We start from the raw sequence: 25389 nt of genomic DNA, 5'->3' as shown, positions 1-25389 counted from the left end.
ACTAGATTAAGATTATTTTTTTGGGGAACTCCATGTTAAAACCACATTTACTCACACATCGCAGCATCATAGCGAAAGCAATTACAACCAGCATGATGGCACTAGCCTTAAGTGCTTGCTCACCAGTAGATACTCAAGTTAACACTTCAGCTCAAGTTGTTAACGTCGCCACCGGTGCGCCAGGCGTAGAACCTACTTGGGCATTTGCTGGTAAAACAGGCATTGGCACATCTTACGAGCCCTATGTTAACGGCCAATACCAAGACACTGCCGTCAATCCAGTGAGTAAAGTGTGGTTTTCAATAGCTCAAGGTGTATTAACCGAAACCATGTTTGGCCTTATTCACAATGCCCAGCTTAAAGAACTGCAATTCATTATCTCTGGCAATGGCTTTGTCGATACTGAAAAAGACAACACGATAAGCACTATTGAGTATTTAGATACCGATGATATGGGACGACCATTATCGCTAGCTTATAAAGTCATTAATAAAGATGTTGAAGGTAAATACCAAATAGAAAAACATATCTTTACCGATCCCGATAGAAGTAGCTTGATGATGAAAGTCACCTTTACGGCTTTTGAGGCTGGCATTACACCACATCTTTATGTCAATCCGCACATTGATAACAGCGGCGCCAATGACATTGCTAGTGTAGAAGGCCAATCGCTAGTGGCTTACACAAGTGACACTAATTCAACGGTAATGACTGTTAAAACAGATGTTGAGTTTGTCGCCGCTAGCGCTGGGTTCGTCGGCACATCAGATGGCCTGTTAGATATACAAGATAATGGCAAACTCGATTCACTTTACCAAGCCACTAGCAACACCAATCAAGGTGGAAATGTTGCGCTAACGGCTCAATACCCTACCCTTAAAAAGGCTAATGATAGTTTACGTTTTAACTTGGTTATTGGATTTGGTAAAGACAAAGCAAGCAGCCTTGCCACCACTCAAGCAACATTGGATGAGGGTTATGATGCCGTTAAACAAGCCTATTTAGGTGACGACAAACATCTTGGCTGGAAAGACTATTTAACCTCGCTTAAGCCACTAAATAGCATGAGTACCAACACCACAGATAACGGTAAATTACTCTATGCCAGCGCCTTAGTGTTAAAAGCTCAAGAAGATAAAAGCCATGCAGGTGCGTTAATCGCATCACTTTCAAACCCTTGGGGCGACACCGTTTCAGCTAAAGTAGGCAGCACTGGCTATAAAGCGGTATGGCCACGTGACTTTTACCAATGCGCAATGGCATTTTTAGCCATGGGCGATACCCAAACGCCTAAAGTGGCCTTTGAGTATTTAAAACAAGTACAAGTTAAGCAACAAACTCCGGGGTTTGCAGGTACGCCTGGATGGTTTTTACAAAAAACTCATGTCGATGGTGAAATTGAATGGGTTGGCGTGCAGCTCGATCAAACTGCCATGCCAATCATGCTCGGCTGGAAACTGTGGCAAGCAGGTGTATTTAGCGATGCTGAAATAACCCAATGGTACAACGACATGCTTAAACCAGCCGCTGACTTTTTAGTTAAAGGCGGTAACGTAAAACTGGATTGGAATGACACTGAAATTACTCCACCAAGTACTCAACAAGAACGCTGGGAAGAACAAGCCGGATTTTCTCCATCCACAACTGCAGCTGTCATTGCGGGTTTAGTGGCTGCCAGTGATATTGGAGCGCTAGCAAATGATGAACAAGCTCCTGAGTATGCCGATTTAGCACGTAAGCTTCAAAGTCAGCTTGAAACCACTATGGTGACAACTACAAGTTTGCTTACTGAAAAAGCGAACGGGGAGCAAGATGCTAGCGATAAGTCTGCACCTTATTATGTGCGTATTAGCCCCAATGGCAATCCGAACACCGCAGATAAACTCTTAGATAATAACGGTAAACCGGGACTTGATCAGCGGATGATTTTGGACGGTGGTTTTTTAGAATTAGTCCGTTATGGTGTGGTTAACGCTCAAGACCCAGTGATTAAAAACAGCGTAATGTTGATAGATAATCAAGGCTTTGAAGATAACCTGCGAATTAAATATGAGTTTACCGCTAAAGATGGTAGCAAAATTCCAGGCTACCGCCGTTATGGTAATGATGGCTACGGCGAAGACACAGTAACAGGGCTAAGTTATGCCGAAAAAGGCAATACTGAAGATCAACGAGGACGTGTTTGGCCATTCTTTACTGGTGAGCGTGGCCATTATGAGTTAGCCCTAGTCAACGCCAACGGTACATTATCCGCCGACACCAAACACAAACTTATCAATACCTATGTTCAAGGCATGGAAACCTTTGCCAACCAAGGGTTAATGTTACCAGAACAAGCTTGGGACGGTGTCGGTAATGCCACTCGCTATGACTACAAAATGGGCCAAGGGACTAACTCTGCCACCCCACTGGCTTGGACCCATGCAGAATACGTTAAATTGGTACGTTCGATGACCGACGAACAAGTGTGGGACTTTTACCCTGTTGTAAAGCAAACTCTAGCGAGATAAGCACACATCAAGAGCCCTGTTATTAAGAATATTATTAGTAGCTAGCTCAATAAACCGTTGTGGTAAACAAGGGCTTTATTCTTAGTCAGAATTTTAAACAAAGCCTTGTTAATTCAATACTATCTTGTTACATATATACCGTATTAAAAAGTTAACGTTAAGGAAAACAAATGGATTGGTATCTAAAAGTTTTAAAGCAGTATTTTGATTTTAGCGGTCGAGCGCGCCGTAAAGAATATTGGATGTTTGGATTAATCAGTGCGGTCATTAGTATTATATTGACCTTAGTTGATATGGGTGTTGGTTTATACAGTGATATTTATGGTGCGGGCTTACTTAGCTCCGTTTATTCAATGGCGATATTAATCCCAAGTTTAGCGGTGAGTGTGCGCCGTTTACACGACAGCGACCATTCTGGTTGGTGGTTGTTATTAGTACTAATACCTATCCTTGGTATCTTAATCATTTTGGCTGTAATGTGCTTTAACAGTAAAGATGATAATGAATATGGGCCAAATCCAAAAGCGATGCCTAACCTAGAAAATAATGATAATTTAGCGGTTTAGACATTAAGCAGTATTATTACCAAAAAGAGCATAGTCAGTGACTATGCTCTTTTTGTATTTAAAGCGCTATTCTGAAAGTATTTCTACGATTTAGATGGCATTAATTTCATCACACCATTCATCACTAACACAGCCAAACCACCAGCGACAACACCAAATAGTGCATTGAGCACGCTAGGCGTTAACATACCTAAAAAACCACCGACTACATTGATTTGATTAACAACGGTTTGTGCATGCTCAATCCATTCAAATACCAGATGAATACCGTGAGTTAAAATGCCGCCTCCCACCATAAACATCGCAATTGTGCCGACAAAGGTGAGGATTTTCATTAAATAAGGTGCTGCAGATATCAGCCCTAATCCTATTTTATGCCCTATTCCGCTAGGTTTACGTCGGGCAAGAAACAAACCAAGATCGTCAATTTTAACAATACCTGCCACTAAGCCATATACACCAACGGTTATAACAACAGCAATTACCGATAAAGTTAAAAACTGAGCTAATAGATCCATGTGGGCTGCCACCCCTAAACTAATAGCGATAATTTCAGCCGATAACACAAAGTCGGTGCGAATTGCGCCTTTGACTTTTTCCTTCTCAAATGCAGCTAAATCTTCAATATCCGCTTTTGCTTTGGCGACTACCGCATCGTCATCGATCACAGGAGCACGTTTATGTGTTAGTGAATGATAGACTTTTTCAAAGCCTTCATAACATAAAAACAATCCACCAAACATCAGCAAAGGTGTAATAGCCCATGGAATAAACACACTGATCAGCATAGCCATTGGCACTAAAATCACTTTATTTTTAAATGATCCCATTGCTACCGCAAACACCACTGGGAGTTCACGTTCAGAGGCAACACCAGACACTTGTTGCGCATTTAACGCTAAATCATCACCTAGCACCCCAGCCGTTTTACGGGCCGCCACTTTGCTCATTGCCGCGACATCATCCAAAATAGTCGCGATATCATCTAATAGCGTTAATAAACTTGCACCTGCCATACACAGTATTACCCTTTAAAATACAATATATTAATAACAAACTATTTTAGATGAACCATCTAGAGAAAACTTTATATAACGAGTTTGCTATTGCGAAAAACTAATTTTCGTTAATATTGGCTCCACAAGAGCCACGGATCACAAGATTCGTTTTAATTAACCTTGGGCTGACATCTTGCCCACGGATTAATTTGAGCACACTATCAACCAATATTTCACCAGCAAATTGAGTATCTTGCTTTACCGTTGTCAGTGCTGGGTTAGTAAAACTTGCAATAGGTATATCATCGTAACCCACTACCGCTACTTGTTCAGGAACCAACACGCCACGCTGTTTTAGCGCACGGATGGCGCCAATAGCGATCAGGTCGCTAGCAGTGAAAATGGCATCAAAAGCAACACCGTTATCCAACAAATGATTCGCCGCACTGTAGCCAGAAGCTTCAGTATTAATCGCATCATGCTGTAACTGTTTATTGGCCTCGATACCGACCACTTTTAACGCATCAATATGGCCTAAATAACGGTCTCTGAACTCTGGGCTTCTACTTGATGAGTCACCTAAGAAGGCAATCTGTTTACGCCCTAACTTCAGTAAGTGTTCGGTGGCAATGTAGCCACCTTGATGATTATCGCATCCAATCGACAATACCGCTTTATTATTATGCTCCGCCCCCCAAATAACAAAGTGCGTATTCTTTTCAATCAGCTTTTCGAGTTTATGGGCATAATCCATATAATCGCCATAGCCTAATAAAATAATACCATCGGCTTTATTACTGTCTTCATAATCTGCGTGCCAATCACTAGAAAGCTGTTGAAATGACACAAGTAAATCATAACCCTGCCGTGCTGTCGCTCGGGTAATAGAGCCTAGCATGGATAAAAAAAACGGATTAATCATTGACTCATCATTGGTTGGATCTTCACAAATAAGTAGAGCTAATGTTTGGCTATTTTGCATGCGCAAGTTACTGGCATTTTTATCGACTTTATAATTGAGCTCTTTAGCAATGGCTTGAATACGCTGCCGTGTTTCTAAATTGACCAACGGACTGTTTCTTAACGCACGGGATACCGTCGATTGAGACACTCCTGCACGGTAAGCTATATCAATAGAAGTCGCTTTAGATGCCATTTGTATGGTTAACCTTTTGTTTTTATTATCGTCGCCACTATAAACAAACCACCAAGCCTATCTTGGTGGTTATCACACAAACTTATAACCCAAGCTCACTGAGTAAATCATCTGCATCATCAACCACAATGCCTTTCACATTAGGATCATTTAACACGTCTTTTGTTTTATCGGCTTTAACCTGCGCCGTTTTGCCATGAGTTTCAATTAATGAATCAAGATCAAATTCTTCATCCATCTCAAAATCTGCAGAACGAATAAACTCTGTTTGGTCCATAGCAAACTCGAGATAAAAAATATGGTTATTCTCAGTCTTAAACGACACTCTTCTGGCCACTGCATTGTCAAGATTTGTATCAACGGAGATTGTTAGCTCTTTATTTATAGTCAACATCTTTGGTTGACTTTGGCTTATTGATGTTTGTAATTCTTTTGAAATTTTACCAATAAAATCACCCAAAATTTGGTTCATTAGTTCGCCCATTACATTGCTGACATCGTCAGACGTATGCGAAAAAGCTAATTCTGTTTCAGGCATGCCCATGTTAAGCATATAACGACGATAAATTTCAATCGCTGCAGCAGCAGAGAAGTTAATGACAACTAAACCACAAAAGCCACCATCGAAAATCGAGAAACAGCCTAAATCAGGTTTTAAGCGCGTGCGTGAAATACTTTGTACCATTCCGGCATGGGTTATTTGGCTTGCACTGGTACTTGACAGCACATGTGAAACCGAATGACAAAGTTTAAGTAGAATATCGTCATTATTGACTGTATGGGATGCATTCATAGCGGTGTTACCTTAATTTGTTAATTAGACTAATCTTGCGGGTAAATCGAAAAAAAATCAAAATTAAAACAATCGATTAGCATGTTAATTAACCGCTCAAACTTAACAACTCACTAATTCACTGATAATAAATGATTTTTACTAATAATTTACATTCAATTTATAAAGGCCAAAAATGTGTAGTCTGTTCACAAAAACAATCTTTTAATCTTATTTTTTGTAATATTTTCATTATAATTTCACCACTTTGTATGGATACGTTGAACTAGGACTAGTAATGATTCGATTATTAAGGCGCTTAACGATTTTAAAGCGCTTACTCATTATGTTAGCTTTAGCAGCTATAGGCACTGTGATTTTTGGTTCGTTTTCTATTAAAGAACAATACAGTCATTTAATAGAAGAGAAGTTCAAACAAATTACAGGACAAGTGAGCCAATTGAGTAACACTCTTGACGCTTATGAGCTAGCCAATAAAAATACTACTGGGGCAGTATTAAGCCAGTTTGCTAGTCAAATTAAGGTTTCTGAGCATCAAGCCTTTATCATTGTTGACAATCAACATCGTATTATTGTTAACCCATTCAATAATGCAACTGTTGGCAAACCTATATCCCAACTGACTACATCTAATGATTCCATTTCATACCAGCAACTGATCAACACGGCCAAAGAGAAACAAACCGCTCAAGCTGAACTCGCAATTGTCGACGCCAACAATCAGCCACAAACAATGTTGGTAGCAATGCAGTATTATCAACCACTTGACTGGACCTTAATCACCCAAGCCAATGTTAAGGATGTCAACCAAAGCATGACTGGCATCATCATTGACTACTTGATTATTATGATGATTATTTCAGTGCCTATTTTTGCGTTCTTTTTATTGCTGAATCATTCGATCACCCAACCCCTCAATGTCACCATTGACGCAATGGAACAAATTGCTAAAGGAGAAGGTGACCTGACTCAACGCTTATCGACTGAAGGTAACGATGAAGTCGCTAAGTTAGCTGATGCTTTCAATCAATTTGTCCTAAAAATTGCTCATGTGGTGGCCACATTACAACCACTTGGGATTACGTTGAGTAATGAAGCTGTGCATTTATTAGAGACGGTCAAGTCATCTAACCAAAGTGCTAACCAAGTACACAGTGAAACCCAAAGCGTCGCTGCCGCTATCAATCAAATGCTCTCTACGAGTCAAGAGATGGCTCGTAATACTCAAGATGCAGCTGATGGTGCGACTAATGTGAAACATCAGGCAGAACAGAATCAACAATTGATGCAACAAACTGTCGAGCAAACAGAAAGTTTAGTCAACGAATTACATCAAGCTGAAACAGTATCATTAACTCTCAGTCAATCCTCTGCCGAAATTGGCAGTATTCTAGATGTGATTGGTAGCATTTCAGATCAAACAAATTTGCTCGCGCTTAATGCAGCCATTGAAGCAGCTCGCGCAGGAGAACATGGCCGAGGTTTTGCGGTTGTCGCTGACGAGGTTCGTGCTTTAGCAAGCAGAACGCAAACATCAACTAACGAAATTAATAAAATTATTAGTCAAATCCAAACCGGCATTCAATCGGTTATCGACAGCATTACGCATACACAACAACAATCGGCACAATTACAATCAAAAGCGGTTCAATCAAGTGATGCAATTATCGAAATCTTAACCTTGATCGACAATATTAGTAGTATGACAGCACAACTTGCTAGTGCAACAGAAGAACAAGCTTTAGTCACTGAAGACATCAATATCAACGTCAATACCATCTCAGAACTAACAGAACATGCTCTTGCAACTAACAAAACTCACAGTGAAGCTGCTCAGTCATTGCAGACCATTAGTGTGGATATGAGTCAAACATTAGGTCAATTTAAAATTTAATCCGTCGAGCGCTTCCCACATATAACAGTAAGCCTTCATGTGGGAAGCGATTTTTATTCCCAATTCAGCATCATTTATCGTTAATAATTACGATAAATAAAACACCTGCAATCATTTAGAGCCATACACCACTTTTAGCATTTGTGACTTTAGGGTATATTATGCCCATCAAATTGAATACCTTCGTGCATTAATGACGAAGAAATTCATCAATAATTCAATACTATAGCGTACTGAATTAGCAATATTCAATTCAATCTGTATGAATATCAATTTAATGCATTATGTCGTTACTTGGATAATGAACAAATTGAGTATTAGTTGTCTCAATCTTTGTAGAGTAAGTTGTCTATGTATCAAAAAACGGTCACTATTGTTGCTCCTCACGGTATTCACACCCGACCTGCGGCATTACTGGTTAAAGAAGCCAAAGAGTTTGATTGTGATGTTATGGTTGAATGTAATGGTAAACAAGCCAGTGCAAAAAGTTTATTTAAACTACAAACATTAGGGTTATATCAAGGTGTATCTGTTACGGTATTTGCCTCTGGTGAACACGCTCAAGCAGCCGTTGACAAAATTGCCGCTCTGCTGATTACGCTTAGTTAATAGGACAACCGTATGTCAATTGATGGAATTGTTGTATCTGCAGGTATCGCATTTGGTAAAGCACTGACTATCACCACAGACCTACCACCTCTTGATTTCAAACTGCTCGGTGTTGAACAAGTTAACCACCAAGAATTACTACTAACACAAGCCATCGATCACCTAATTACTCATTTACAACATTGTCAACATCATTTGAGCCCCGAAGGTGAAAACTTCCAACTCATTGATAGCGACATCATGCTGCTTGAAGATGAAGAGTTACAACAACAACTGTATCTCCATATCCGTCAATTTAGAGTTTGCGCCGCCGTTGCTGTTGATCGCATATTTAACCAACATGCGGCAGAAATTTCTGCATTAGACGACCCGTATTTAGCCAATCGTAGTGGCGATATTATTTGTTTAGCCAAACGCCTCATCAGTGCACTGCATGGTCATTTACAATGGGACTTATCAACCCTCAGAGAAGACACCATATTACTCGCTGATGATTTAACCCCGGCTGAATTTGCGATGTTGCCACTCACTCACATCACAGGGCTAATACTCGAATCAGGCGGCCTGACTAGTCATACCGCTATTCTCGCTAGAGCAGCAGGTATTCCGGCGTTACTTAATTACCCGTTTTCTAAAATTGAAGATGGCACACCGCTAATTTTAGACGCGATTTCTGGTGAGTTACACATTGCCCCAACAGCCGATCTTTTTAACTCATTAACGTATAAACAATCACAAGAATCGCAACGACGTAATGCATTGATGGTTTATAAAGATAATCCCAGTAAAACTCGTGATGGCCACCATGTTACCTTACTAGCCAACGTTGGTAACCTAAGTGAAATATCCCATATTAATGATGTGGGAGCCCAAGGTATTGGCTTATTTCGTACCGAATTTTTATTGATGAACGCAAAAGCATTACCTAATGAACAGCAGCAATATAAGCTCTATTGTGATGCTTTACATAGCTTACAGGGAAACGTGCTTACCATTAGAACATTTGATATCGGTGCCGATAAGGAAATCCCTTGCTTAGCACAAAACAGTGAAACTAATCCGGCACTTGGCATTCGTGGGCTTCGGTACAGTTTGGCGCATCCCCAAACCTTTATAACCCAAATCAAAGCGATACTCCGTGCGGCTCATCATGGCAACATAAGGTTAATGTTCCCCATGGTCAGTCAGGTAGAGGAGCTTGATGCCGCGTTTATATTAATTGACCGCGCTAAAGCTGAGTTAATGGAACAAGAAAAGGGGTTTGGCAACGTCAGTTATGGCATCGTTGTTGAAACCCCAGCTGCGGTACTCAATTTGCCAAGCATGATACCACTACTCAATTTTGTCAGTATCGGCACCAATGATTTAACCCAGTATACTTTAGCCGCCGACCGCACTAATCCTAATTTAGCCAAACAGTACCCACCATTATCGCCAGCAGTTATACAACTAATCGCATTAACGATCAAACAATGTCAGCATACTAATGTAAAAGTATCGTTATGCGGCGAGCTGGGCAGCGACCCAAAACTATTGCCTCTACTTGTTGGGCTTGGTCTTGATGAATTGAGCATTAATCCCACTAATTTATTGGACGTAAAAGTGGCCTTAGTTAAAGGTGATTACACGAAATTTGTTAAACATGCACAACATGTTGCTTTGTTAACACGAATAGCCGATATTCGGGATGTGATTAACGCTTTTACACTCGATTGTAATTGAACATACAAATAAAGTTGGTAAAGTTACTAGAGGCGTTTACAATTAACCTCCTAAAAATATTAATAAAAAGGGGCTTGTTCTTATGGGATTTTTAAGCCGCATTCGACGACTTATTTCTGGTCAACCGCCATTAACTGGCGGTATCGCTATTTTTGCGCCTGTGTCAGGCGATATTGTTGCGATAGAAAAAGTACCTGACGTGGTATTTGCCGAAAAAATTGTTGGCGATGGCATTGCCATTGACCCAAAGGGTGAACTTATTGTCGCCCCAATTGATGGCACTATTGGTAAAATTTTTGAAACCAATCATGCGTTCAGCATCGAATCGCCACAAGGGCTAGAATTGTTTGTTCACTTTGGCGTGGGAACGGTAGAGCTTAGAGGTAATGGCTTTAAACGTTTAGCCGAGGAAGGCCAACAAGTTAAAGCGGGTGAGCCTATTTTGTCCTTCGATTTGGCTTATTTGCGCGATAAAGTTGACAGTTTATTAACGCCAGTAGTATTAGCCAATATGGAAGACGTCAAACAATTGGATAAAGCTCAAGGCAGTGTGGTAGCGGGTAAAGATGTGATCTTTACTGTGCAAATGTAATAACGCCTAAAGCCGTTAACACCTTTCAGAACACTAAAATGCAAGCCAACGTGTTAATTTGCGTTGGTTGCGTTCTATGAAATCTTTTCAAAACACCGTCTTCGGCTTGTTCAAGCCGCTTCACAATGCCACAATGTTAGATAATGCATTCAATGATATTTATATCACATTTGGCCATTACCAAGTGATGTAATCACTAGCCCTAAATATGACAATCCAATCAACATTAGTGGAGTATTCTCTTGACCTTATACGGCATAAAAAATTGCGATACGGTTCGTAAAGCACGCAAATGGCTTGAAACAGAAAAATTAGACTACACATTTCATGACTTCCGTGCAGATGGCCTAAACGAAACAACCGTTGCCCAATGGGTTAATATTGTCGGTTGGGAAGCATTATTTAATAAGCGCAGCACCAGTTTTCGCGGCTTAAGCGATACTGAAAAATCGGATATCACTCAAAAAAAAGCAATAAGCCTAATGGTGCAATACCCAACACTGATCAAACGGCCTGTATTAGTCAAACAAGACAATATTCTCATCGGCTTTAACGCTGAACAATACCAAGCGTGGTTTGCATAATGAATAACGATGTTATTGAGTTAACCAAAGAATTAATTGCACGCCCTTCCGTGACGCCATTGGATGAAGGTTGCCAAACATTAATGGCAAACCGTCTTACAGCAATAGGCTTTGATATTGAACCTATGATCTTTGAAGACACAACTAATATGTGGGCTAGACGAGGTAAAGGCCAACCGGTATTTTGTTTTGCAGGCCATACCGACGTTGTCCCCACTGGCGATTTAAATCGCTGGCACACGCCCCCCTTTGAACCGACCATTATTGATGATTATATCCACGGCCGCGGGGCTGCAGATATGAAAGGTTCACTGGCAGCCATGATTGTCGCAACCGAACGATTTATCGCCAAAAACCCCAATCATAATGGTTCTATTGCTTACCTTATTACCAGTGATGAAGAAGGCCCTTTTATTAATGGCACTACACGTGTTATTGATACTTTAGAAGCCCGTAATGAAAAAATCACTTGGGCATTAGTTGGTGAGCCATCGTCAACCCATAAACTCGGTGATGTGGTCAAAAATGGTCGTCGTGGGAGCTTAACAGGTAACTTAACCGTTAATGGTATTCAAGGCCATGTTGCATATCCTCACCTTGCCGACAACCCAATTCATAAAGCGTCCCCCGCCCTCACTGAATTAGCCCAAATGCATTGGGATAATGGCAATGAATTTTTCCCACCAACCAGCTTTCAAATAGCCAATATTAATGGCGGCACGGGGGCATCCAATGTCATCCCAGGTGATCTTAAAGTAATGTTTAACTTCCGTTACTCTACAGAAGTTACCGCTGAAGAATTGATTAAACGTGTGGTTAACATTCTTGATGCTCACGGATTAGATTACGAAATCGACTGGATTTTTAATGGCTTACCATTCTTAACAGGTGATGGACCATTACTTGATGCAACACGCGATGCCATTCGGGAAGTCACAGGTTATGACACCGACCCACAAACGTCAGGTGGCACATCAGACGGCCGTTTTATCGCCCCTACAGGTGCTCAGGTTATTGAATTAGGCCCAGTTAATGCCACCATTCATAAAGTCAATGAATGTGTCAAAGTATCTGACTTAGAAGTACTCGCTAACTGTTATGAACGTATTTTGGAAAAGTTACTGTGCAATTAACTCAACAGCCAAAAATCAATATTCCCCAACAACAATATAAATTGTACGGCTTAGACGATCAGAAAATGATATCTGTTGGCCATTTTCTACTTGAACAGCAAACCGCTATCGCACTGACAAGGATGCAACAACAAGCAGCCAAAGAAGGCATAGATTTACAATTGTGTTCAGCTTATCGCCCTTTTGAACGTCAAGTGCATATTTGGAATTCTAAAGCCAAAGGTGAACGAGTATTGTTGGATAATCGATCACAACCGGTAGATTCTGCAGCATTAACAGAGCAACAATTAATCGACACCATTTTAATTTGGTCAGCGTTACCCGGTGCATCAAGACATCATTGGGGTACCGATATTGATGTTTTTGATGCCAGACAAATCAATAAACAATCGTTGCAACTGATTACGACTGAATATGAAAGTAATGGCCCTTGCTTTGCTTTATATCAATGGTTATCTACCCATGCCAGGCAGTTTGGTTTTTATTTCCCCTACCAACCCCAGCAAAGTGGTGTCAGTCCTGAACCTTGGCATTTAAGTTACTATCCTGTTGCCGATCTCTATTTAAAAAACTTCAACATCAACGAATTAGCAAAAGTGTTGTCTAGCGTTGAAATATCTTTACAATTGCCACTACTTGAACGATTAACCGAACTGGTTAATCGTTATGTTTTTTTTGTTGCGCCCTCTCCGGCCTAATCAACATAATAAATGAGCCATCTTTATGCCTACCTTATTACCCCACAAAGTCATCAACAACCAACCACTGCATTATATTGATCAGGGTAATGGCCCAACACTTGTTTTTTGTCACGGTTTGTTGGCTAACAGCCAAATGTGGCAAACACAAATTGATATGTTATCGGCTCATTACCGCTGCATTGCCATAGACTTTTGGGGCCATGGCCAGAGTAAAACGCTACCGCTAGACTGTGAAACGTTACAAGATGTCGCTCAGCACGTCTTACGTTTACTGGACATACTAGAAATAAATAATGTCGTGATTATTGGTCATGGTAGTGGCGGAGCTATTGCAGCCGAAATGGTATTAATGGCGCCAACTCGTATTCAAGGCCTAGTGCTGCTTAATAGTTTTGTTGGCTTTGAACCCCAAGTAAACTGCATTAAATACCAAGGTTATATGTCACAAATTGCTAACCATCAAGCAATTCCAAACGAGCTAGCAACCAGCTTAAGCAATTTATTTTTCAGTAAAAACTTCGCAGAACTATGTCAACACACCCCAGATTTGGCACTCAAAAAAGCGCTGTTCACTCAACAACTTACTCAAATAGACACAGCACAAATAGTGCCTTTATTAAAGTTTGCCAACATGGCTATTTTCAAACACGATACCTTAGAATCAGTAGAGGCATTAACCTTACCCACATTAATCGCTGTTGGTTTAAAAGGACATTTACGCACAGCGTTAGAAAGCTACTTAATGCATGACTGCATTGATGGTAGCGAATTATTACATATTGAAGATGCGGGTCATTTGGCTAATATTGAAAAAGCTGATTTTTTCAATCAACATCTTATTGATTTTTTGAAAAAAGTTAATTTTAATTAATCAACCAAATGGATAGACCAGATCGGCGTACATTGCTGATATACTCGTAAAAAATGACATACTGCCAGTAAAATTTTACTGGTAACATCCTGAATAATCTGAGCAACGATGAAACTTCTTAAACCATTATTTGATAATAATCGCCGATGGGCAGAACGGATCAATAAAGAAGATCCGACCTTTTTTGAACAACTCGCTAAGCAACAAAACCCAGAATATTTATGGATTGGTTGCTCTGATAGCCGCGTACCATCAAACCAAATTATTGACTTATTACCAGGTGAAGTATTTGTCCACCGTAATATCGCAAACATGGTGATACATACTGATTTAAACTGTTTATCAGTGCTTCAATACGCTGTTGATGTGTTAAAAGTAAAACACATCATGGTGGTGGGGCATTATGGTTGTGGTGGTGTACGAGCTGCCATGAATCAAGATAGATTAGGCCTCATTGATAATTGGCTCGGGCACCTACGTGATATTCATCGTATTCATCATGCCGATCTTGAACTCATGAGCGAACAACAGCGTTTTGACCGTTTATGTGAGCTCAATGTAATGGAACAAGTATCAAATGTGGTGGCGACTAACATCGTTCAAGAAGCATGGGACCGTGGACAAGATGTCGCTGTCCATGGTTGGATTTATGGCATTAATAATGGCTTGCTCACCGATTTAGATGTGACCATTGATCGTTTACATGGACGCAATATTCCGTCATAAAGGTCAATGTTAGCGGCTCTTTTTGGTAGTCATTTTGTACCCTATATGAAATATAAGATAATTAGGCCTGCTTTTTAGCAGGCCTTTGTTTTTTGTTATTAAAAATATGCGATAAAAGTCGCGAACACCCTTTGAGGGGGTTATAATTAGCGCGTTTATTTAGCGCTACTATGCGCAGAATTTTTAGGAGATTATTTCCATGCCTGGTTTTGAATTATTTGGTCCTGAAGAAAAGCAGGAAGTTGCTGACGTAATGGAGAACGGTTTCACTTTCCGTTATAACTTCGACCATATGCGCAATGATCGCTGGAAAACCCGCGACATGGAGCAACTACTTTGCGAAAAGATGAACGTTAAACACGCGCATCTTGTATCGAGCGGTACCGCAGCACTACAAACAGCCATGGCTGCAGCAGGCATTGGTGCTGGCGATGAGGTCATTGTTCCTCCATTTACTTTTGTTGCCTCAGTTGAAGCCGTCTTCATGGCTGGTGCTGTGCCAATTTTCGCAGAAATTGACGAGACATTGTGTTTATCTCCAGAAGGTATTGAAGCCGTTATCACCCCACGTACCAAAGCGATTAACTTAGTCCATATGTGTGGTTCTATGGCCAAAATGGACGAAATTAAAGCGGTATGTAAAAAGCATAACCTGTTGATTTTAGAAGATGCATGCCAAGCCATTGGTGGCAGTTATAAAGGCCAAGCATTAGGCACTATCGGTGATGTAGGTTGTTACTCATTTGATTCAGTCAAAACCATCACCTGTGGTGAAGGTGGTGCTGTCATTACTAATAACAGCGAAATTTATAATCACTCACACATGTTTTCTGATCACGGTCATGACCATGTAGGTAGCGACCGTGGCGCTGAAACGCACCCAATTATGGGATTGAATTTCCGTATTTCTGAAATGAATGCTGCAATGGGCTTAGCCCAATTACGAAAGCTAGATAAGATCATTGCTATTCAACGCAAGAATAAAAAAACCATCAAAGATGCAATGGCCGCAATACCAGAAGTCACATTCCGTGAAATCCCTGATGCAGATGGTGATTCAGCGGGTTTCTTAACTTTCTTCTTACCAACAGAAGAGCGTACCCAAGAAATCAATAAAAAGCTGGCAGCCAACAAAGTTGATGGTTGTTTTTATTGGTATATTAACAACTGGCATTACCTAAAGAATTGGAAACACATCCAAGAACTTAAATCACCAGCAGCATTACCAATTATGTTGGTTGAAAACCGTCCTGACTATACCCAAATCAAGACACCAAAATCAGACGCTATTATAAGTCGCACGATTTCGATGCTAATCAAGTTATCTTGGACCGACGAACAGATTGCTGAACGTATTGAAAACATCAAACGTGCTTTTGCATAGCATTTATGCCTCTCGTCCACAAATAGACGAGCGCACTTTTTACAGTATTTATCTCAATGGAGACTGTTGTAATGAGTTTTAAGAATTTTAAAGTAGTTGAAAAAATGATCTTCGGCCGTGGCTCTTTCAGTCAGCTCGACACGGTATTAGCTGCACAACGTATCAACGATGATAGCTTTGTTGTGTTTTTGGTCGATGACGTACATAAAGGTAAAGCGTTAGAAGCACGTATTCCAGCCAAAGAACAAGACCTCATTATTTGGGTTAATGTCGATGATGAACCGAGCACCATTCAAATTGATACATTAACAGAGCAAGTTCAAGCCTATAACAGCCAAAACCCAGTGAGTGTTGTGGGTTTAGGTGGTGGTGCTACGATGGATGTTGCTAAAGCGGTATCGTTAATGCTAACCAATCCAGGTGGTTCTGCTAAGTATCAAGGTTGGGATTTAATTAACAACCCAGCCATTCACCACATTGGTATACCAACGATTTCAGGTACTGGTGCAGAAGCATCACGCACTGCAGTATTATGCGGACCAGTTCGTAAATTAGGCCTAAATTCTGATTACACTGTTTTTGACCAAATCATTATGGACTCTGAGTTAATTGATGGTGTTGAAACCGATCAATGGTTTTACACAGGTATGGATTGCTACATCCATTGTGTCGAATCTTTACAGGGTACCTTTTTAAACGAATTCTCGAAATCTTATGCTGAGAAAGCCATGGATTTATGTCGCCAAGTGTACATTGAAGATCACCCAGAAAAAGACGACAAACTCATGATGGCATCATTTATGGGTGGCATGAGCATCGCGTACAGTCAAGTAGGTGCATGTCATGCCGTATCATACGGTTTGTCTTATATTCTTGGTTATCACCATGGTATTGGTAATTGTATCGCCTTTGATGTATTAGAAGAGTTCTACCCTGAAGGCGTAGCAGAATTCCGTGTAATGATGAAGAAACACAACATCACGTTACCGAAAAATATCTGTAAAGACTTACCCGATGAAACCATTGCTAAAATGGTTGCAGTCACTAAAAGCATGGGGCCATTATGGGCAAATGTTTACGGTGAAGGATGGGAAGAAAAAGTGACCGATGAAATGCTAACGACGTTATTCCGTCGTATTTAGTCACGATAGAGTCATTCATGAAGGGCTCTTATGAGCCCTTTTATATATTGTTTACATTACTAGGGCCTGTTGATCTTTCAAGGTTGTTTTGGCAACGAATTTTGTTCATTACTTAAACATGAGCTACAAGGCAGAGGCTTTGTAGTGTCATTATTCTACATTAAAAGCCGATAACGCAGTAGAAATGAACAACAAACGCTGCCCGAAGGGTTCGGTTAAAAACGTGTTACTCTTTGTTGAGTGGATCTTCTCGACGTGATAGTTGCTTATATTGCTAAGCAGCAATCTACTCGCCTCGATTAACACGTTTTATCTCGAACAAAATTTAACCCGCAAAGATAAACAGGCTCTAACATAACCACAGGTAGGTCTAATTTAATGAACGTTACTCTATTAATCCCGGCGCGTTATGGTTCAAGCCGTTTCCCGGGTAAACCACTCGCCCCGATTAATGGTAAACCCATGATACAACATGTTTATGAACGCGCATCATTAGCCAAAGGTTTAGATAACATTTATGTTGCAACCGATGACGACCGAATCAAAGATGCAGTTGAATCATTTGGTGGAAAAGTGGTAATGACTAGCCCAGATGCAGCTTCAGGCACCGATCGTATCAATGATGCAATTGAACAACTTGGCCTAAAAGATGACGATTTAGTGGTTAACTTACAAGGCGATCAACCACTTATTGACCCAATATCCATTGAGCAAATTATTAGCCTATTTGAGCGTCATCCTGGTGAGTTTGAAATGGCAACGTTAGGTTTTGAAATCGTCGACAGAAATGAATTAGATGATCCATTGCATGTCAAAATGGTATTTGATAATGACTATAATGCCGTATATTTCTCACGTGCTCGCATTCCCTATGGCCGCGACACCAATGACTACCCCGTTTATAAACACCTAGGCGTTTACGCTTATACAAAACGTTTTGTAAATGCCTTTGCTAAGTTGCCGCTAGGTAAACTTGAAGATATTGAAAAGTTAGAACAATTACGCGCTCTTGAATACGGCCATAAAATTAAAATTGCCATCAGCGCATTCGACTCTCCAGAAGTAGATACTCCAGAAGATATTCGTAAATGTGAGTTACGCTTAGCCGTTGACTAATAAATACTAATCGTATTCATTATCGGGTTATGCCGCAGGAAAGAAAATTGCGTTAATTAAGGCGAAAACGCTATTCTTACCTCAAGCAGCTTCTGTATAATAAGTGATGCGCCTCTATCCGAAGGAAGCACCTCAAGCATTCCACGATTGCATTGCATCAACTTAAATAACCATTTCTACATCAATGCGCCTTGAATCAAAAAGATTGAGGCGCCCTGAACAGCTCAGGTTGTTAATGTGATTGGAAAATATGTTATTGTCACCTTGGTGTTAGCACAGTACACGGCTAAAAAGCACAAGTTTAAACAGGAGTTTCTAATGAGTTTAGAAGGCTATGAAGTATGGCTGATTATCATTTTAGTCATCGGTGTTATCGCCAGTAATATTGCGGTATTGAAATATTCGGCCAAATTTAAAATGCCTCAATTTGGCGAACCTAAAGAAAAAAAACCTCATTCAGGGCAACAAAGTCAATCAGAAAAAACCGTAGAAGCATCGCCAGCAGAAGACAACAAAAACACTAAAGATAATAACCCTCCTTTGTAATGGCCTAATAACATATGTGCCAAATCAATATGTGATAAATGAATAAACTCATTGTCATCAGAAAATCTTATATACACTTTATTGACTAATTGATAAGTACTAACAAGATCATAATGTTACTCATAAAAAAGCTAACACCATAATGATGTTAGCTTTTTGTTACAGCATAAGTTTACCTTGAGGCCTTACTCAGTTAGGTATGCCCGCATGTACTATTCACTGTCAAGCGTGACATGCTGCCCTTGGGTATTTGTATTTGGCCAAGCATTTATAACTGCTTTCACTAATGATGCGAGTGGTATAGCAAAAAATACCCCCCACACGCCCCATAGGCCACCAAAGACCAACACCGCGGCGATAATCACTACCGGATGTAAATCAACAGCGTCAGAAAAAAGCAGTGGCACCAATAAATTGCCATCTAACGCTTGAATTATCCCATAACCTAGCATTAAGTAACCAAACTCTGCACTCACACCCCATTGAAAAAATGCCACTAGCGCAATCGGCAACGTTACCAAGGTTGCTCCAACATAAGGTATTAATACCGACAGCCCCGTGAGCACACCTAATAAAGCTGAGTATCGCAGCCCCATGATGGCAAAAAAGATATAACTGGCGACGCCAATAATAACAATCTCAATGACCTTACCACGAATATAGTTAAAAATTTGTTGATCCATTTCAAACCACACTTTTCGTGCAAGACCACGATTAGCAGGGAAAAATCGTTTACTCCCTTTCAATAAAAAGTCTTTATCCTTTAAAAAGAAAAAAACCAACAACGGCACTAAAATGGCGTACACCATCAATACGAGCAATGACGCCGAATAACCTAAAATTTGTTTACCCAAATCAATAATATGTTGAGTATCTAACATTTTATTGATTTCTGACATCATAGAATCAATCTGTGATGCACTCACAAATTGGGGGTAATCGGCACTAAACTCCCTAACAATCAACATTCCTTTATCTATCATTGTGGGCAAATCACTGACCAATGACACACCTTGACGCCAAACACTTGGAACTAAACCCAGCATCAAAATTAGCATCAAGCCTAAAAACACTACTAACACTACTGTTGCGGCAGCCGTACGGCTTATACCTAATCTCGACATTTGTGCCACTGGCCATTCAAGTAAAAAGGCCAACACCAATGCAACAAGCAATGGCGCAAGTAAACCAGCACCAAAATACAAAGCAAGCCCTATTCCAATAATGATAAACATTAATGTTATCGCTTGTGGATCACTAAAACGCGTTTTGTACCAATCAGATAGAAATTCCAGCATTGAAAAACCTTTTCTATAAACAATATCAATTTGTTTTGGTGATGATAAATGACAAACAATGTGATTGTTCTGCAACGATTTCAATACCAAAACCCATTTTTTTTATCAACAGGGGAACATCTCGCCGTGAACCGGGGTCAGATAAGAGTACATGTAATTTTTCACCCGCATGCATTTGTTTCAGTAAAAGTTTAACTTTTACCAAAGGATAAGGGCAAACATAGGGTGTTAAATCAATTAAAATCATTATCAACTTGCTTTAAACAATCTAGGCCTATTATCCTAGCTTGAACACTAAACCACAAGCGATGTAATTTACCTAAATTTGTGGTTAAAGTTAAATTTTCAATTCAATCATCAATAAAGGTTTCGCTTGCGTAAATTATCATTATCGACCTTTTCAAAAACATTTGCCGCTAGTGCGGTTAGCGTGTTACTTGCCGCCAGTATTGGCCACAGTTTTGCTAATAACGACCTACCCGATCTCGGCACTGCTGCGGTGAATACGTTTAGTTTAGAAAAAGAAACTGTTTACGGCGACGCCTATATGCGCATTATTCGCTCATCAGCACCGGTTTTAAGTGATCCCGTATTGAACCAATATTTATCGGAGCTGGGTAATAAGCTAGTGGCTAATGCTACTGGCGTTAAAACGCCGTTTTATTTCTTTCTGCTTCGCAACGACGAAATTAACGCATTTGCTTTTTTTGGCGGTCATGTTGGAGTACATACAGGTTTATTTTTAACTGCCGACAACGAAAGTGAATTAGCATCAGTTTTAGCCCATGAAATCACCCATGTAACCCAACGCCATTTAGCACGTTCTGTTGAGGCTCAGGCTAAAACCTCAACAGCCACCATTGTTGGCATGCTAGGCGCTATACTATTAACCGTTGCAGCGCCACAAGCTGGGATGGCTGCATTAGCAACCACCCAAGCATTATCTACCCAAGCTAGAATTAACTATACCCGTTCAAATGAACAAGAAGCTGACCGAATTGGTATGCAAATATTGGCTGATGCGGGCTTTGAACCGAGTGCTGCAGCAACATTTTTTGGGCAATTAGCTATTCGTTATCGCTTTACAACAACACCACCACAAATGTTGCTTACACACCCATTACCTGAATCACGTATCACTGAAGCACGTAATCGTGCTGCTCAATATCCGAAGCGCAATATACCCAACAGCCTTAATTTTCAATTAGCAAAAGCGCGTATCCAGGTGCGCTTCTCCAGTTTAAGTGATGATGCTGCATTGTCATTATTTGAACAACAGCTAAAAAAGAATGATTACATTTTTAAAGATGCCGCACTTTATGGTAAAGCCTTAGCTCTATTTCGCTTAAGCAAATTCGACCAAGCTGAAGCCATTATTGATCAACTACTTAAACAAGATGATAATAATTTATTTTATATTGATACTAAAACAGACTTATTAGCCCAGAAAAAAGACTATGAAAGCGCAATCGCATTATTAGAAGCACAACGAAAAATAAAACCAACATCGCAAGTGATCAATGCCAACCTAGCCAATATCTATGTTGAAGCAAACCAACCTAAGAAGGCTATCCCACTTTTAGAAGAGCTGATTTTTTTTGATAAGAAAAGTATGCTGCCATATCAAATTATGGCTGATGCATATCGGAAGTTAAACAACAAAGCCCTTGAGTATTATAGCAATGCTGAACTCATGGCCTTATCTGCTAACTATAAGGGAGCAATTGACCAGCTTAATTATGCGTACCGCTATTCAGACGGTGAAGCCTTACAAATGGCCCGTATAGAAGCACGGATAAGGCAATTTAGACAAGCAGATATTTCAATGGAAGAACTTAAATCCTCTCGATAATCTCACTTTGTAAGTGATTCTTTGATAGAATAATGGCAAACAATAAATCCACTTATTGTTTGCCATTTTTAATGACGGACTGTGATCATGACACTAAAAAAAGCCACTATATTACACAACCCACGTTGTTCAAAAAGCCGTGAGACACTTGCATTGCTACAAGCAAATGGAGTTAATATCACTGTAGTTGAATATTTGAAAACACCCCCGAAGACCGATGAAATTCACGATATTTTACAAAAACTTGGTTTAACAGCTCGCCAACTTATGCGCACCAAAGAAGATGAGTATAAAGCCCAAAATTTAGCGGATACTTCGCTATCAGAAGACCAACTCATTGCAGCAATGGTGGCAACACCAAAATTAATTGAACGCCCTATTGTGTTAGCCAACAACAAAGCTGCCGTTGGTCGTCCGCCTGAAAATGCCCTTTCTATTCTCTAATGAGTAACATAATGACCTCTCAATCTTTGTTCCAATTAAGCCGTATTGGGTATCTTGCTTTAGTCTTGCTTCTGAGTGGTTGGTTTATTCGACAAGGCATAAATGGAACTTACTCATTGGGCTTCAGTCTTGTTTGGATTGTGCCATTATTGTTCCCATTAAAAGGTATTTTAACGGGTAATCCTTACACTTATGCTTGGGCAAGTTTTATTCTGTGCTTATATTTACTACATGGCTTAACCCTTGCGTACATTACGACAGATGCCCTAGTATTTGCGCTTATTGAATCTGTTCTTATCTGTGTCCTGTTAATCAGCTTTCCGTTTTATGCCCGTAAACGCGGTAGAGAATTGGGATTAGGGCTAAAGAAAAAGTCACAGAAATAACACTCAAGTAGCCTCTATGATGCTGTACCCAAAAAAAACGCCAAATACATGTATTTGGCGTTTTTATTGTCTGTAAAGTAATCTTCGATCAAAGCCTAAGCATTTCTTTGATAAACGGAATCGTAAGCTTACGCTGATGCACCATTGAGGCTTTATCTAATTTATCAAGTACATCAAATAATGTACGTAAATCACGTGCCATACGGGTTAGTAAGAAACGCCCTACTTCATCCGACAATTGCAAACCACGCATAGCTGCACGCCGCTGCAAAGCAACAAGCTTTTCATCATCGGCCATGGGTTGAAGTTGATATATTAAGCCCCACTGCATACGAGAAATTAAATCTGGCAATAAAAAACCTGTTTCAGAAGGCGAAGCCTTACCACTAACAATCAAACGACAATCTTGTTGTTCCGCAATACGATTATATAAATGAAATATCGCCTCTTCCCATACAGGGTGACCAGCGATGGCTTCAATATCATCAATACAAATCAATTCAAGAGACTCTAGTCCTTCAAATAATGCTGGTGAAATACTTGCGTGTATACCTAGTGGGATATAAAGAGTGCGACGTTCCAAATCATTAGCATGCGCGCAAGCTGCATGCATCAAATGAGTTCGACCTGACTTTTCTGGACCATAAACATACAAAGAGGGAGCTAACTCCCCCTCGGCACTGGCTTGAAGCTTTTGGATCAACTCATCATTACCAGAGGCTGGATAATAACTTTGAAAAGTTTCATCATCAGGTAAATAAACGGGTAAAGATAATTGTCTTGGTGAGTTTTGTGTCACTCAGATAGGTCTCAATATCATAAACAAACTAACATCATTATACCTAAGTCATACCATTATGCGAGTTTCTGCGACAAGCCTAAAGATAAGTGGTTGCTTGGCAACCGATACACTGTACAACTCAAATGTAGAGTGTATCGGTTAATGTTATTTATTGACCCAGCCATTGATAAATCAATTTAGGTTTAATACTGTCATTTTGAGGTTCATAAAACGACTCAATACTACCAACGTTATCTAATAATGAAAGTCGGCTATCAATATCAAGTAAGCGTTGTAAGTCATCTAAACTGCTAAACAGCTCAACTGTATATATGGCAGAATCACCTTTAAATTGACTAAGTTGAATCGATTTAACCGCACTTAATTGGCGAAGGTAAGTTTCAATCTGCACCACTTGAGCCATATTGTTAAGCCCCGTAAAACTAACCTGAGTCGCAACATCCGTTCCCGTTGAAGCTATAGCATATTGGCTAATATGGTAATCAGCCAAAATATTCATCATTCTCTTGATCGCTTGTTGATAATCTACCGCATCGCCCTGCTGTGATACTAATGCCTGTAACACGCCATTCGTTCTATTTTTATCAAATAATTTGACAGAAAAACGCACATTACCGCCCAGAGTATCCAGATTAGCAATAGCAAAATAATCGGCTTGATAACGTGATGATGCATTCGCTAATACATCTGTAAACATACCTCGAACGTCAGTAATGCTCACTTTCATAACATCATCCAAATCCATAACAGGCAGCAATAATGGAATACCTTTATTATTGGATTCTCGAGCAAGATCAACACGAATATCGGCCAATGATGCATCAGCTAAAATCGTCGACTCATTATTTTCTTCAACAGTCATCCATAATAAAGTTAATGGCCGTTGGCTACCCCAAACAGGTAAGCCAGCTTGACGTAACGTTGAAATAACTCGTTGATGATCAAAGTTGGCCTTGAGCATTAGCTCGCCATTTTTTTCATAATAACCATATTGAGTTAGAATAACTTCAGGCGAATTAATTTGCGCTTTAACCAGTGGGTTTAACACCACACTCGGCCGACCTGAATTCTTCAAAAATACAGCCGCTAATGCCTCTTTTAAGGCATCATTCTTTACATCGTTTGCACGTGAGCTTACCGCAATATCAGCTTCATCAAGCTTGCCTACTTCAGTAGCTTGTACAAGCGTGATTGATATTAAAGAAAATATTGGTAACACAATGAGATTAATTAATTTTTTAAGCATCTGATAACATAAACGCTGCAAATATAAGTGAACAAATCATATCATAATATATTTCTATCGAGTAATGGATAACGAAAACTCTTTTTACGGCACCTATTTTGAAATAGCCTACTGAACGGCCCCAAAATAGCTGACAAGAAAGCGCTAGAAGGCTTCAGATTAATAATCTTGGTAATCTTTAAAAATGCCAATTTATACCAATCCTATTAAATATGTGATCTTTCAGCGGGAGTTCAAAGTGCTGTAGGCAAGGCAGATGATTGAAGCGAATAGTGATCCTCGGTAACAAGCTCCTGCGTTACTCTACCTCCAGCATCT

25 protein-coding genes are annotated in these 25389 nt (G+C 40.0%); 18 read left to right on the top strand and 7 right to left on the bottom strand.

The features are described 5' to 3' along the window. Positions 1-32: 32 nt before the first annotated feature. Both ACWXWT_RS04050 and ACWXWT_RS04045 read left to right on the top strand, forming a co-directional pair. Positions 33-2510: a glycoside hydrolase family 15 protein gene (locus ACWXWT_RS04050; RefSeq protein WP_456040328.1), complete on the top strand. Its 2478-nt coding sequence runs from the start codon at positions 33-35 to the stop codon at positions 2508-2510. Between the two features lie 170 nt (positions 2511-2680). After that, positions 2681-3076 carry a DUF805 domain-containing protein gene (locus tag ACWXWT_RS04045; RefSeq protein WP_456040327.1) on the top strand — a complete coding sequence of 132 codons (396 nt, stop codon included), beginning with the start codon at positions 2681-2683 and terminating at the stop codon, positions 3074-3076. Between the two features lie 83 nt (positions 3077-3159). On the opposite strand, the gene ACWXWT_RS04040 is transcribed toward ACWXWT_RS04045, so the two are convergent. The 3 genes from ACWXWT_RS04040 to ACWXWT_RS04030 form a co-directional block, all read right to left on the bottom strand. After that, positions 3160-4092: a DUF808 domain-containing protein gene (locus ACWXWT_RS04040; RefSeq protein WP_456040326.1), complete on the bottom strand. Its 933-nt coding sequence runs from the start codon at positions 4090-4092 to the stop codon at positions 3160-3162. Positions 4093-4192: 100 nt separating this feature from the next. Further along, on the bottom strand, positions 4193-5230 hold the full coding sequence (locus tag ACWXWT_RS04035; RefSeq protein WP_456040325.1) for a LacI family DNA-binding transcriptional regulator: 1038 nt from the start codon (positions 5228-5230) through the stop codon (positions 4193-4195). 82 nt (positions 5231-5312) lie between these two features. Then, complete coding sequence (locus ACWXWT_RS04030) at positions 5313-6023, bottom strand: DUF3334 family protein (protein ID WP_456040324.1); 711 nt, start codon at positions 6021-6023, stop codon at positions 5313-5315. Between the two features lie 277 nt (positions 6024-6300). On the opposite strand from ACWXWT_RS04030, the gene ACWXWT_RS04025 reads away from it, so the two are divergent. The 13 genes from ACWXWT_RS04025 (at position 6301) to ACWXWT_RS03965 (ending at position 19043) form a co-directional block, all read left to right on the top strand. After that, positions 6301-7917 carry a methyl-accepting chemotaxis protein gene (locus ACWXWT_RS04025; RefSeq protein WP_456040323.1) on the top strand — a complete coding sequence of 539 codons (1617 nt, stop codon included), beginning with the start codon at positions 6301-6303 and terminating at the stop codon, positions 7915-7917. Between the two features lie 351 nt (positions 7918-8268). Next, the gene (locus ACWXWT_RS04020; protein WP_456040322.1) at positions 8269-8526 is read left to right on the top strand and encodes an HPr family phosphocarrier protein; all 258 of its coding nucleotides are present in this window, start codon (positions 8269-8271) and stop codon (positions 8524-8526) included. A 12-nt stretch (positions 8527-8538) separates the two neighbouring features. After that, complete coding sequence (gene ptsP / locus ACWXWT_RS04015) at positions 8539-10248, top strand: phosphoenolpyruvate--protein phosphotransferase (protein WP_456040321.1); 1710 nt, start codon at positions 8539-8541, stop codon at positions 10246-10248. 82 nt (positions 10249-10330) lie between these two features. Continuing rightward, a complete protein-coding gene (gene crr / locus ACWXWT_RS04010; RefSeq protein WP_456040320.1) occupies positions 10331-10840 on the top strand; it encodes a PTS glucose transporter subunit IIA in 510 nt (169 codons plus the stop codon). 242 nt (positions 10841-11082) lie between these two features. Beyond that, the gene (locus tag ACWXWT_RS04005; RefSeq protein WP_456040319.1) at positions 11083-11424 is read left to right on the top strand and encodes an ArsC family reductase; all 342 of its coding nucleotides are present in this window, start codon (positions 11083-11085) and stop codon (positions 11422-11424) included. Further along, positions 11424-12557, top strand: a complete 1134-nt coding sequence (gene dapE, locus ACWXWT_RS04000) for a succinyl-diaminopimelate desuccinylase (RefSeq protein WP_456040318.1) — start codon at positions 11424-11426, stop codon at positions 12555-12557. The genes ACWXWT_RS04005 and dapE overlap by 1 nt, the downstream gene beginning before the upstream one ends. Positions 12558-12622: 65 nt before the next feature. Continuing rightward, positions 12623-13255 (top strand): M15 family metallopeptidase, encoded by a 633-nt coding sequence (locus tag ACWXWT_RS03995; protein WP_456040350.1) that lies wholly within the window; start codon positions 12623-12625, stop codon positions 13253-13255. Between the two features lie 25 nt (positions 13256-13280). Beyond that, positions 13281-14129, top strand: a complete 849-nt coding sequence (locus ACWXWT_RS03990; protein WP_456040317.1) for an alpha/beta fold hydrolase — start codon at positions 13281-13283, stop codon at positions 14127-14129. Positions 14130-14237: 108 nt separating this feature from the next. Then, a complete protein-coding gene (gene can, locus ACWXWT_RS03985) occupies positions 14238-14855 on the top strand; it encodes a carbonate dehydratase (RefSeq protein WP_456040316.1) in 618 nt (205 codons plus the stop codon). A gap of 199 nt (positions 14856-15054) precedes the next feature. Beyond that, positions 15055-16239, top strand: a complete 1185-nt coding sequence (gene kdnA, locus ACWXWT_RS03980) for an 8-amino-3,8-dideoxy-alpha-D-manno-octulosonate transaminase KdnA (RefSeq protein WP_456040315.1) — start codon at positions 15055-15057, stop codon at positions 16237-16239. Positions 16240-16310: 71 nt separating this feature from the next. Next, the gene (gene kdnB / locus ACWXWT_RS03975) at positions 16311-17381 is read left to right on the top strand and encodes a 3-deoxy-alpha-D-manno-octulosonate 8-oxidase KdnB (RefSeq protein WP_456040314.1); all 1071 of its coding nucleotides are present in this window, start codon (positions 16311-16313) and stop codon (positions 17379-17381) included. A 378-nt stretch (positions 17382-17759) separates the two neighbouring features. After that, positions 17760-18497: an 8-amino-3,8-dideoxy-manno-octulosonate cytidylyltransferase KdsB gene (kdsB, locus tag ACWXWT_RS03970; RefSeq protein WP_456040313.1), complete on the top strand. Its 738-nt coding sequence runs from the start codon at positions 17760-17762 to the stop codon at positions 18495-18497. Between the two features lie 318 nt (positions 18498-18815). After that, on the top strand, positions 18816-19043 hold the full coding sequence (locus ACWXWT_RS03965; protein ID WP_456040349.1) for a DUF2897 family protein: 228 nt from the start codon (positions 18816-18818) through the stop codon (positions 19041-19043). Positions 19044-19255: 212 nt separating this feature from the next. On the opposite strand, the gene ACWXWT_RS03960 is transcribed toward ACWXWT_RS03965, so the two are convergent. Further along, on the bottom strand, positions 19256-20341 hold the full coding sequence (locus ACWXWT_RS03960; RefSeq protein WP_456040312.1) for an AI-2E family transporter: 1086 nt from the start codon (positions 20339-20341) through the stop codon (positions 19256-19258). Between the two features lie 25 nt (positions 20342-20366). Beyond that, positions 20367-20588: a sulfurtransferase TusA family protein gene (locus tag ACWXWT_RS03955; protein WP_456040311.1), complete on the bottom strand. Its 222-nt coding sequence runs from the start codon at positions 20586-20588 to the stop codon at positions 20367-20369. Positions 20589-20714: 126 nt separating this feature from the next. Here ACWXWT_RS03955 and bepA point away from each other — a divergent pair, with 126 nt between their 5' ends. The 3 genes from bepA (at position 20715) to ACWXWT_RS03940 (ending at position 23023) form a co-directional block, all read left to right on the top strand. After that, entirely contained in the window at positions 20715-22193 is a 1479-nt protein-coding gene (bepA, locus tag ACWXWT_RS03950; protein WP_456040310.1) for a beta-barrel assembly-enhancing protease, read from the top strand. A gap of 87 nt (positions 22194-22280) precedes the next feature. Then, complete coding sequence (arsC, locus tag ACWXWT_RS03945) at positions 22281-22637, top strand: arsenate reductase (glutaredoxin) (RefSeq protein ID WP_456040309.1); 357 nt, start codon at positions 22281-22283, stop codon at positions 22635-22637. Positions 22638-22648: 11 nt separating this feature from the next. Beyond that, positions 22649-23023, top strand: a complete 375-nt coding sequence (locus ACWXWT_RS03940) for a DUF2069 domain-containing protein (RefSeq protein WP_456040308.1) — start codon at positions 22649-22651, stop codon at positions 23021-23023. An 88-nt stretch (positions 23024-23111) separates the two neighbouring features. Here the strand turns inward: ACWXWT_RS03940 and hda are convergent, their stop codons facing one another. Together hda and ACWXWT_RS03930 are read right to left on the bottom strand one after the other, a co-directional pair. Continuing rightward, entirely contained in the window at positions 23112-23822 is a 711-nt protein-coding gene (gene hda / locus ACWXWT_RS03935; RefSeq protein ID WP_456040307.1) for a DnaA inactivator Hda, read from the bottom strand. Positions 23823-23973: 151 nt separating this feature from the next. Next, positions 23974-25071 carry a DUF2066 domain-containing protein gene (locus ACWXWT_RS03930; protein ID WP_456040306.1) on the bottom strand — a complete coding sequence of 366 codons (1098 nt, stop codon included), beginning with the start codon at positions 25069-25071 and terminating at the stop codon, positions 23974-23976. Positions 25072-25389: the final 318 nt, after the last annotated feature.

The organism is Shewanella sp. A22 (assembly GCF_053850585.1).
Note: the sequence above shows the minus strand (reverse complement) of the source record. Positions and strands in the feature narration are given on the sequence as shown.

Bases quoted from the DNA above. Each gene is read 5' to 3' on its own strand.
- dapE (WP_456040318.1), top strand. From the start codon at position 11,424: ATGAATAACGATGTTATTGAGTTAACCAAAGAATTAATTGCACGCCCT.
- ACWXWT_RS03990 (WP_456040317.1), top strand. From the start codon at position 13,281: ATGCCTACCTTATTACCCCACAAAGTCATCAACAACCAACCACTGCAT.
- ACWXWT_RS04025 (WP_456040323.1), top strand. From the start codon at position 6,301: ATGATTCGATTATTAAGGCGCTTAACGATTTTAAAGCGCTTACTCATT.
- ACWXWT_RS03965 (WP_456040349.1), top strand. From the start codon at position 18,816: ATGAGTTTAGAAGGCTATGAAGTATGGCTGATTATCATTTTAGTCATC.
- crr (WP_456040320.1), top strand. From the start codon at position 10,331: ATGGGATTTTTAAGCCGCATTCGACGACTTATTTCTGGTCAACCGCCA.
- ACWXWT_RS04020 (WP_456040322.1), top strand. From the start codon at position 8,269: ATGTATCAAAAAACGGTCACTATTGTTGCTCCTCACGGTATTCACACC.
- can (WP_456040316.1), top strand. From the start codon at position 14,238: ATGAAACTTCTTAAACCATTATTTGATAATAATCGCCGATGGGCAGAA.
- ACWXWT_RS03955 (WP_456040311.1), bottom strand. From the start codon at position 20,588: ATGATTTTAATTGATTTAACACCCTATGTTTGCCCTTATCCTTTGGTA.
- ACWXWT_RS03930 (WP_456040306.1), bottom strand. From the start codon at position 25,071: ATGCTTAAAAAATTAATTAATCTCATTGTGTTACCAATATTTTCTTTA.
- arsC (WP_456040309.1), top strand. From the start codon at position 22,281: ATGACACTAAAAAAAGCCACTATATTACACAACCCACGTTGTTCAAAA.
- kdnA (WP_456040315.1), top strand. From the start codon at position 15,055: ATGCCTGGTTTTGAATTATTTGGTCCTGAAGAAAAGCAGGAAGTTGCT.
- ACWXWT_RS03960 (WP_456040312.1), bottom strand. From the start codon at position 20,341: ATGCTGGAATTTCTATCTGATTGGTACAAAACGCGTTTTAGTGATCCA.
- ACWXWT_RS03940 (WP_456040308.1), top strand. From the start codon at position 22,649: ATGACCTCTCAATCTTTGTTCCAATTAAGCCGTATTGGGTATCTTGCT.
- kdnB (WP_456040314.1), top strand. From the start codon at position 16,311: ATGAGTTTTAAGAATTTTAAAGTAGTTGAAAAAATGATCTTCGGCCGT.
- ACWXWT_RS04040 (WP_456040326.1), bottom strand. From the start codon at position 4,092: ATGGCAGGTGCAAGTTTATTAACGCTATTAGATGATATCGCGACTATT.
- ACWXWT_RS04045 (WP_456040327.1), top strand. From the start codon at position 2,681: ATGGATTGGTATCTAAAAGTTTTAAAGCAGTATTTTGATTTTAGCGGT.
- ACWXWT_RS04050 (WP_456040328.1), top strand. From the start codon at position 33: ATGTTAAAACCACATTTACTCACACATCGCAGCATCATAGCGAAAGCA.
- ACWXWT_RS04035 (WP_456040325.1), bottom strand. From the start codon at position 5,230: ATGGCATCTAAAGCGACTTCTATTGATATAGCTTACCGTGCAGGAGTG.
- kdsB (WP_456040313.1), top strand. From the start codon at position 17,760: ATGAACGTTACTCTATTAATCCCGGCGCGTTATGGTTCAAGCCGTTTC.
- ptsP (WP_456040321.1), top strand. From the start codon at position 8,539: ATGTCAATTGATGGAATTGTTGTATCTGCAGGTATCGCATTTGGTAAA.
- ACWXWT_RS04030 (WP_456040324.1), bottom strand. From the start codon at position 6,023: ATGAATGCATCCCATACAGTCAATAATGACGATATTCTACTTAAACTT.
- ACWXWT_RS03995 (WP_456040350.1), top strand. From the start codon at position 12,623: ATGATATCTGTTGGCCATTTTCTACTTGAACAGCAAACCGCTATCGCA.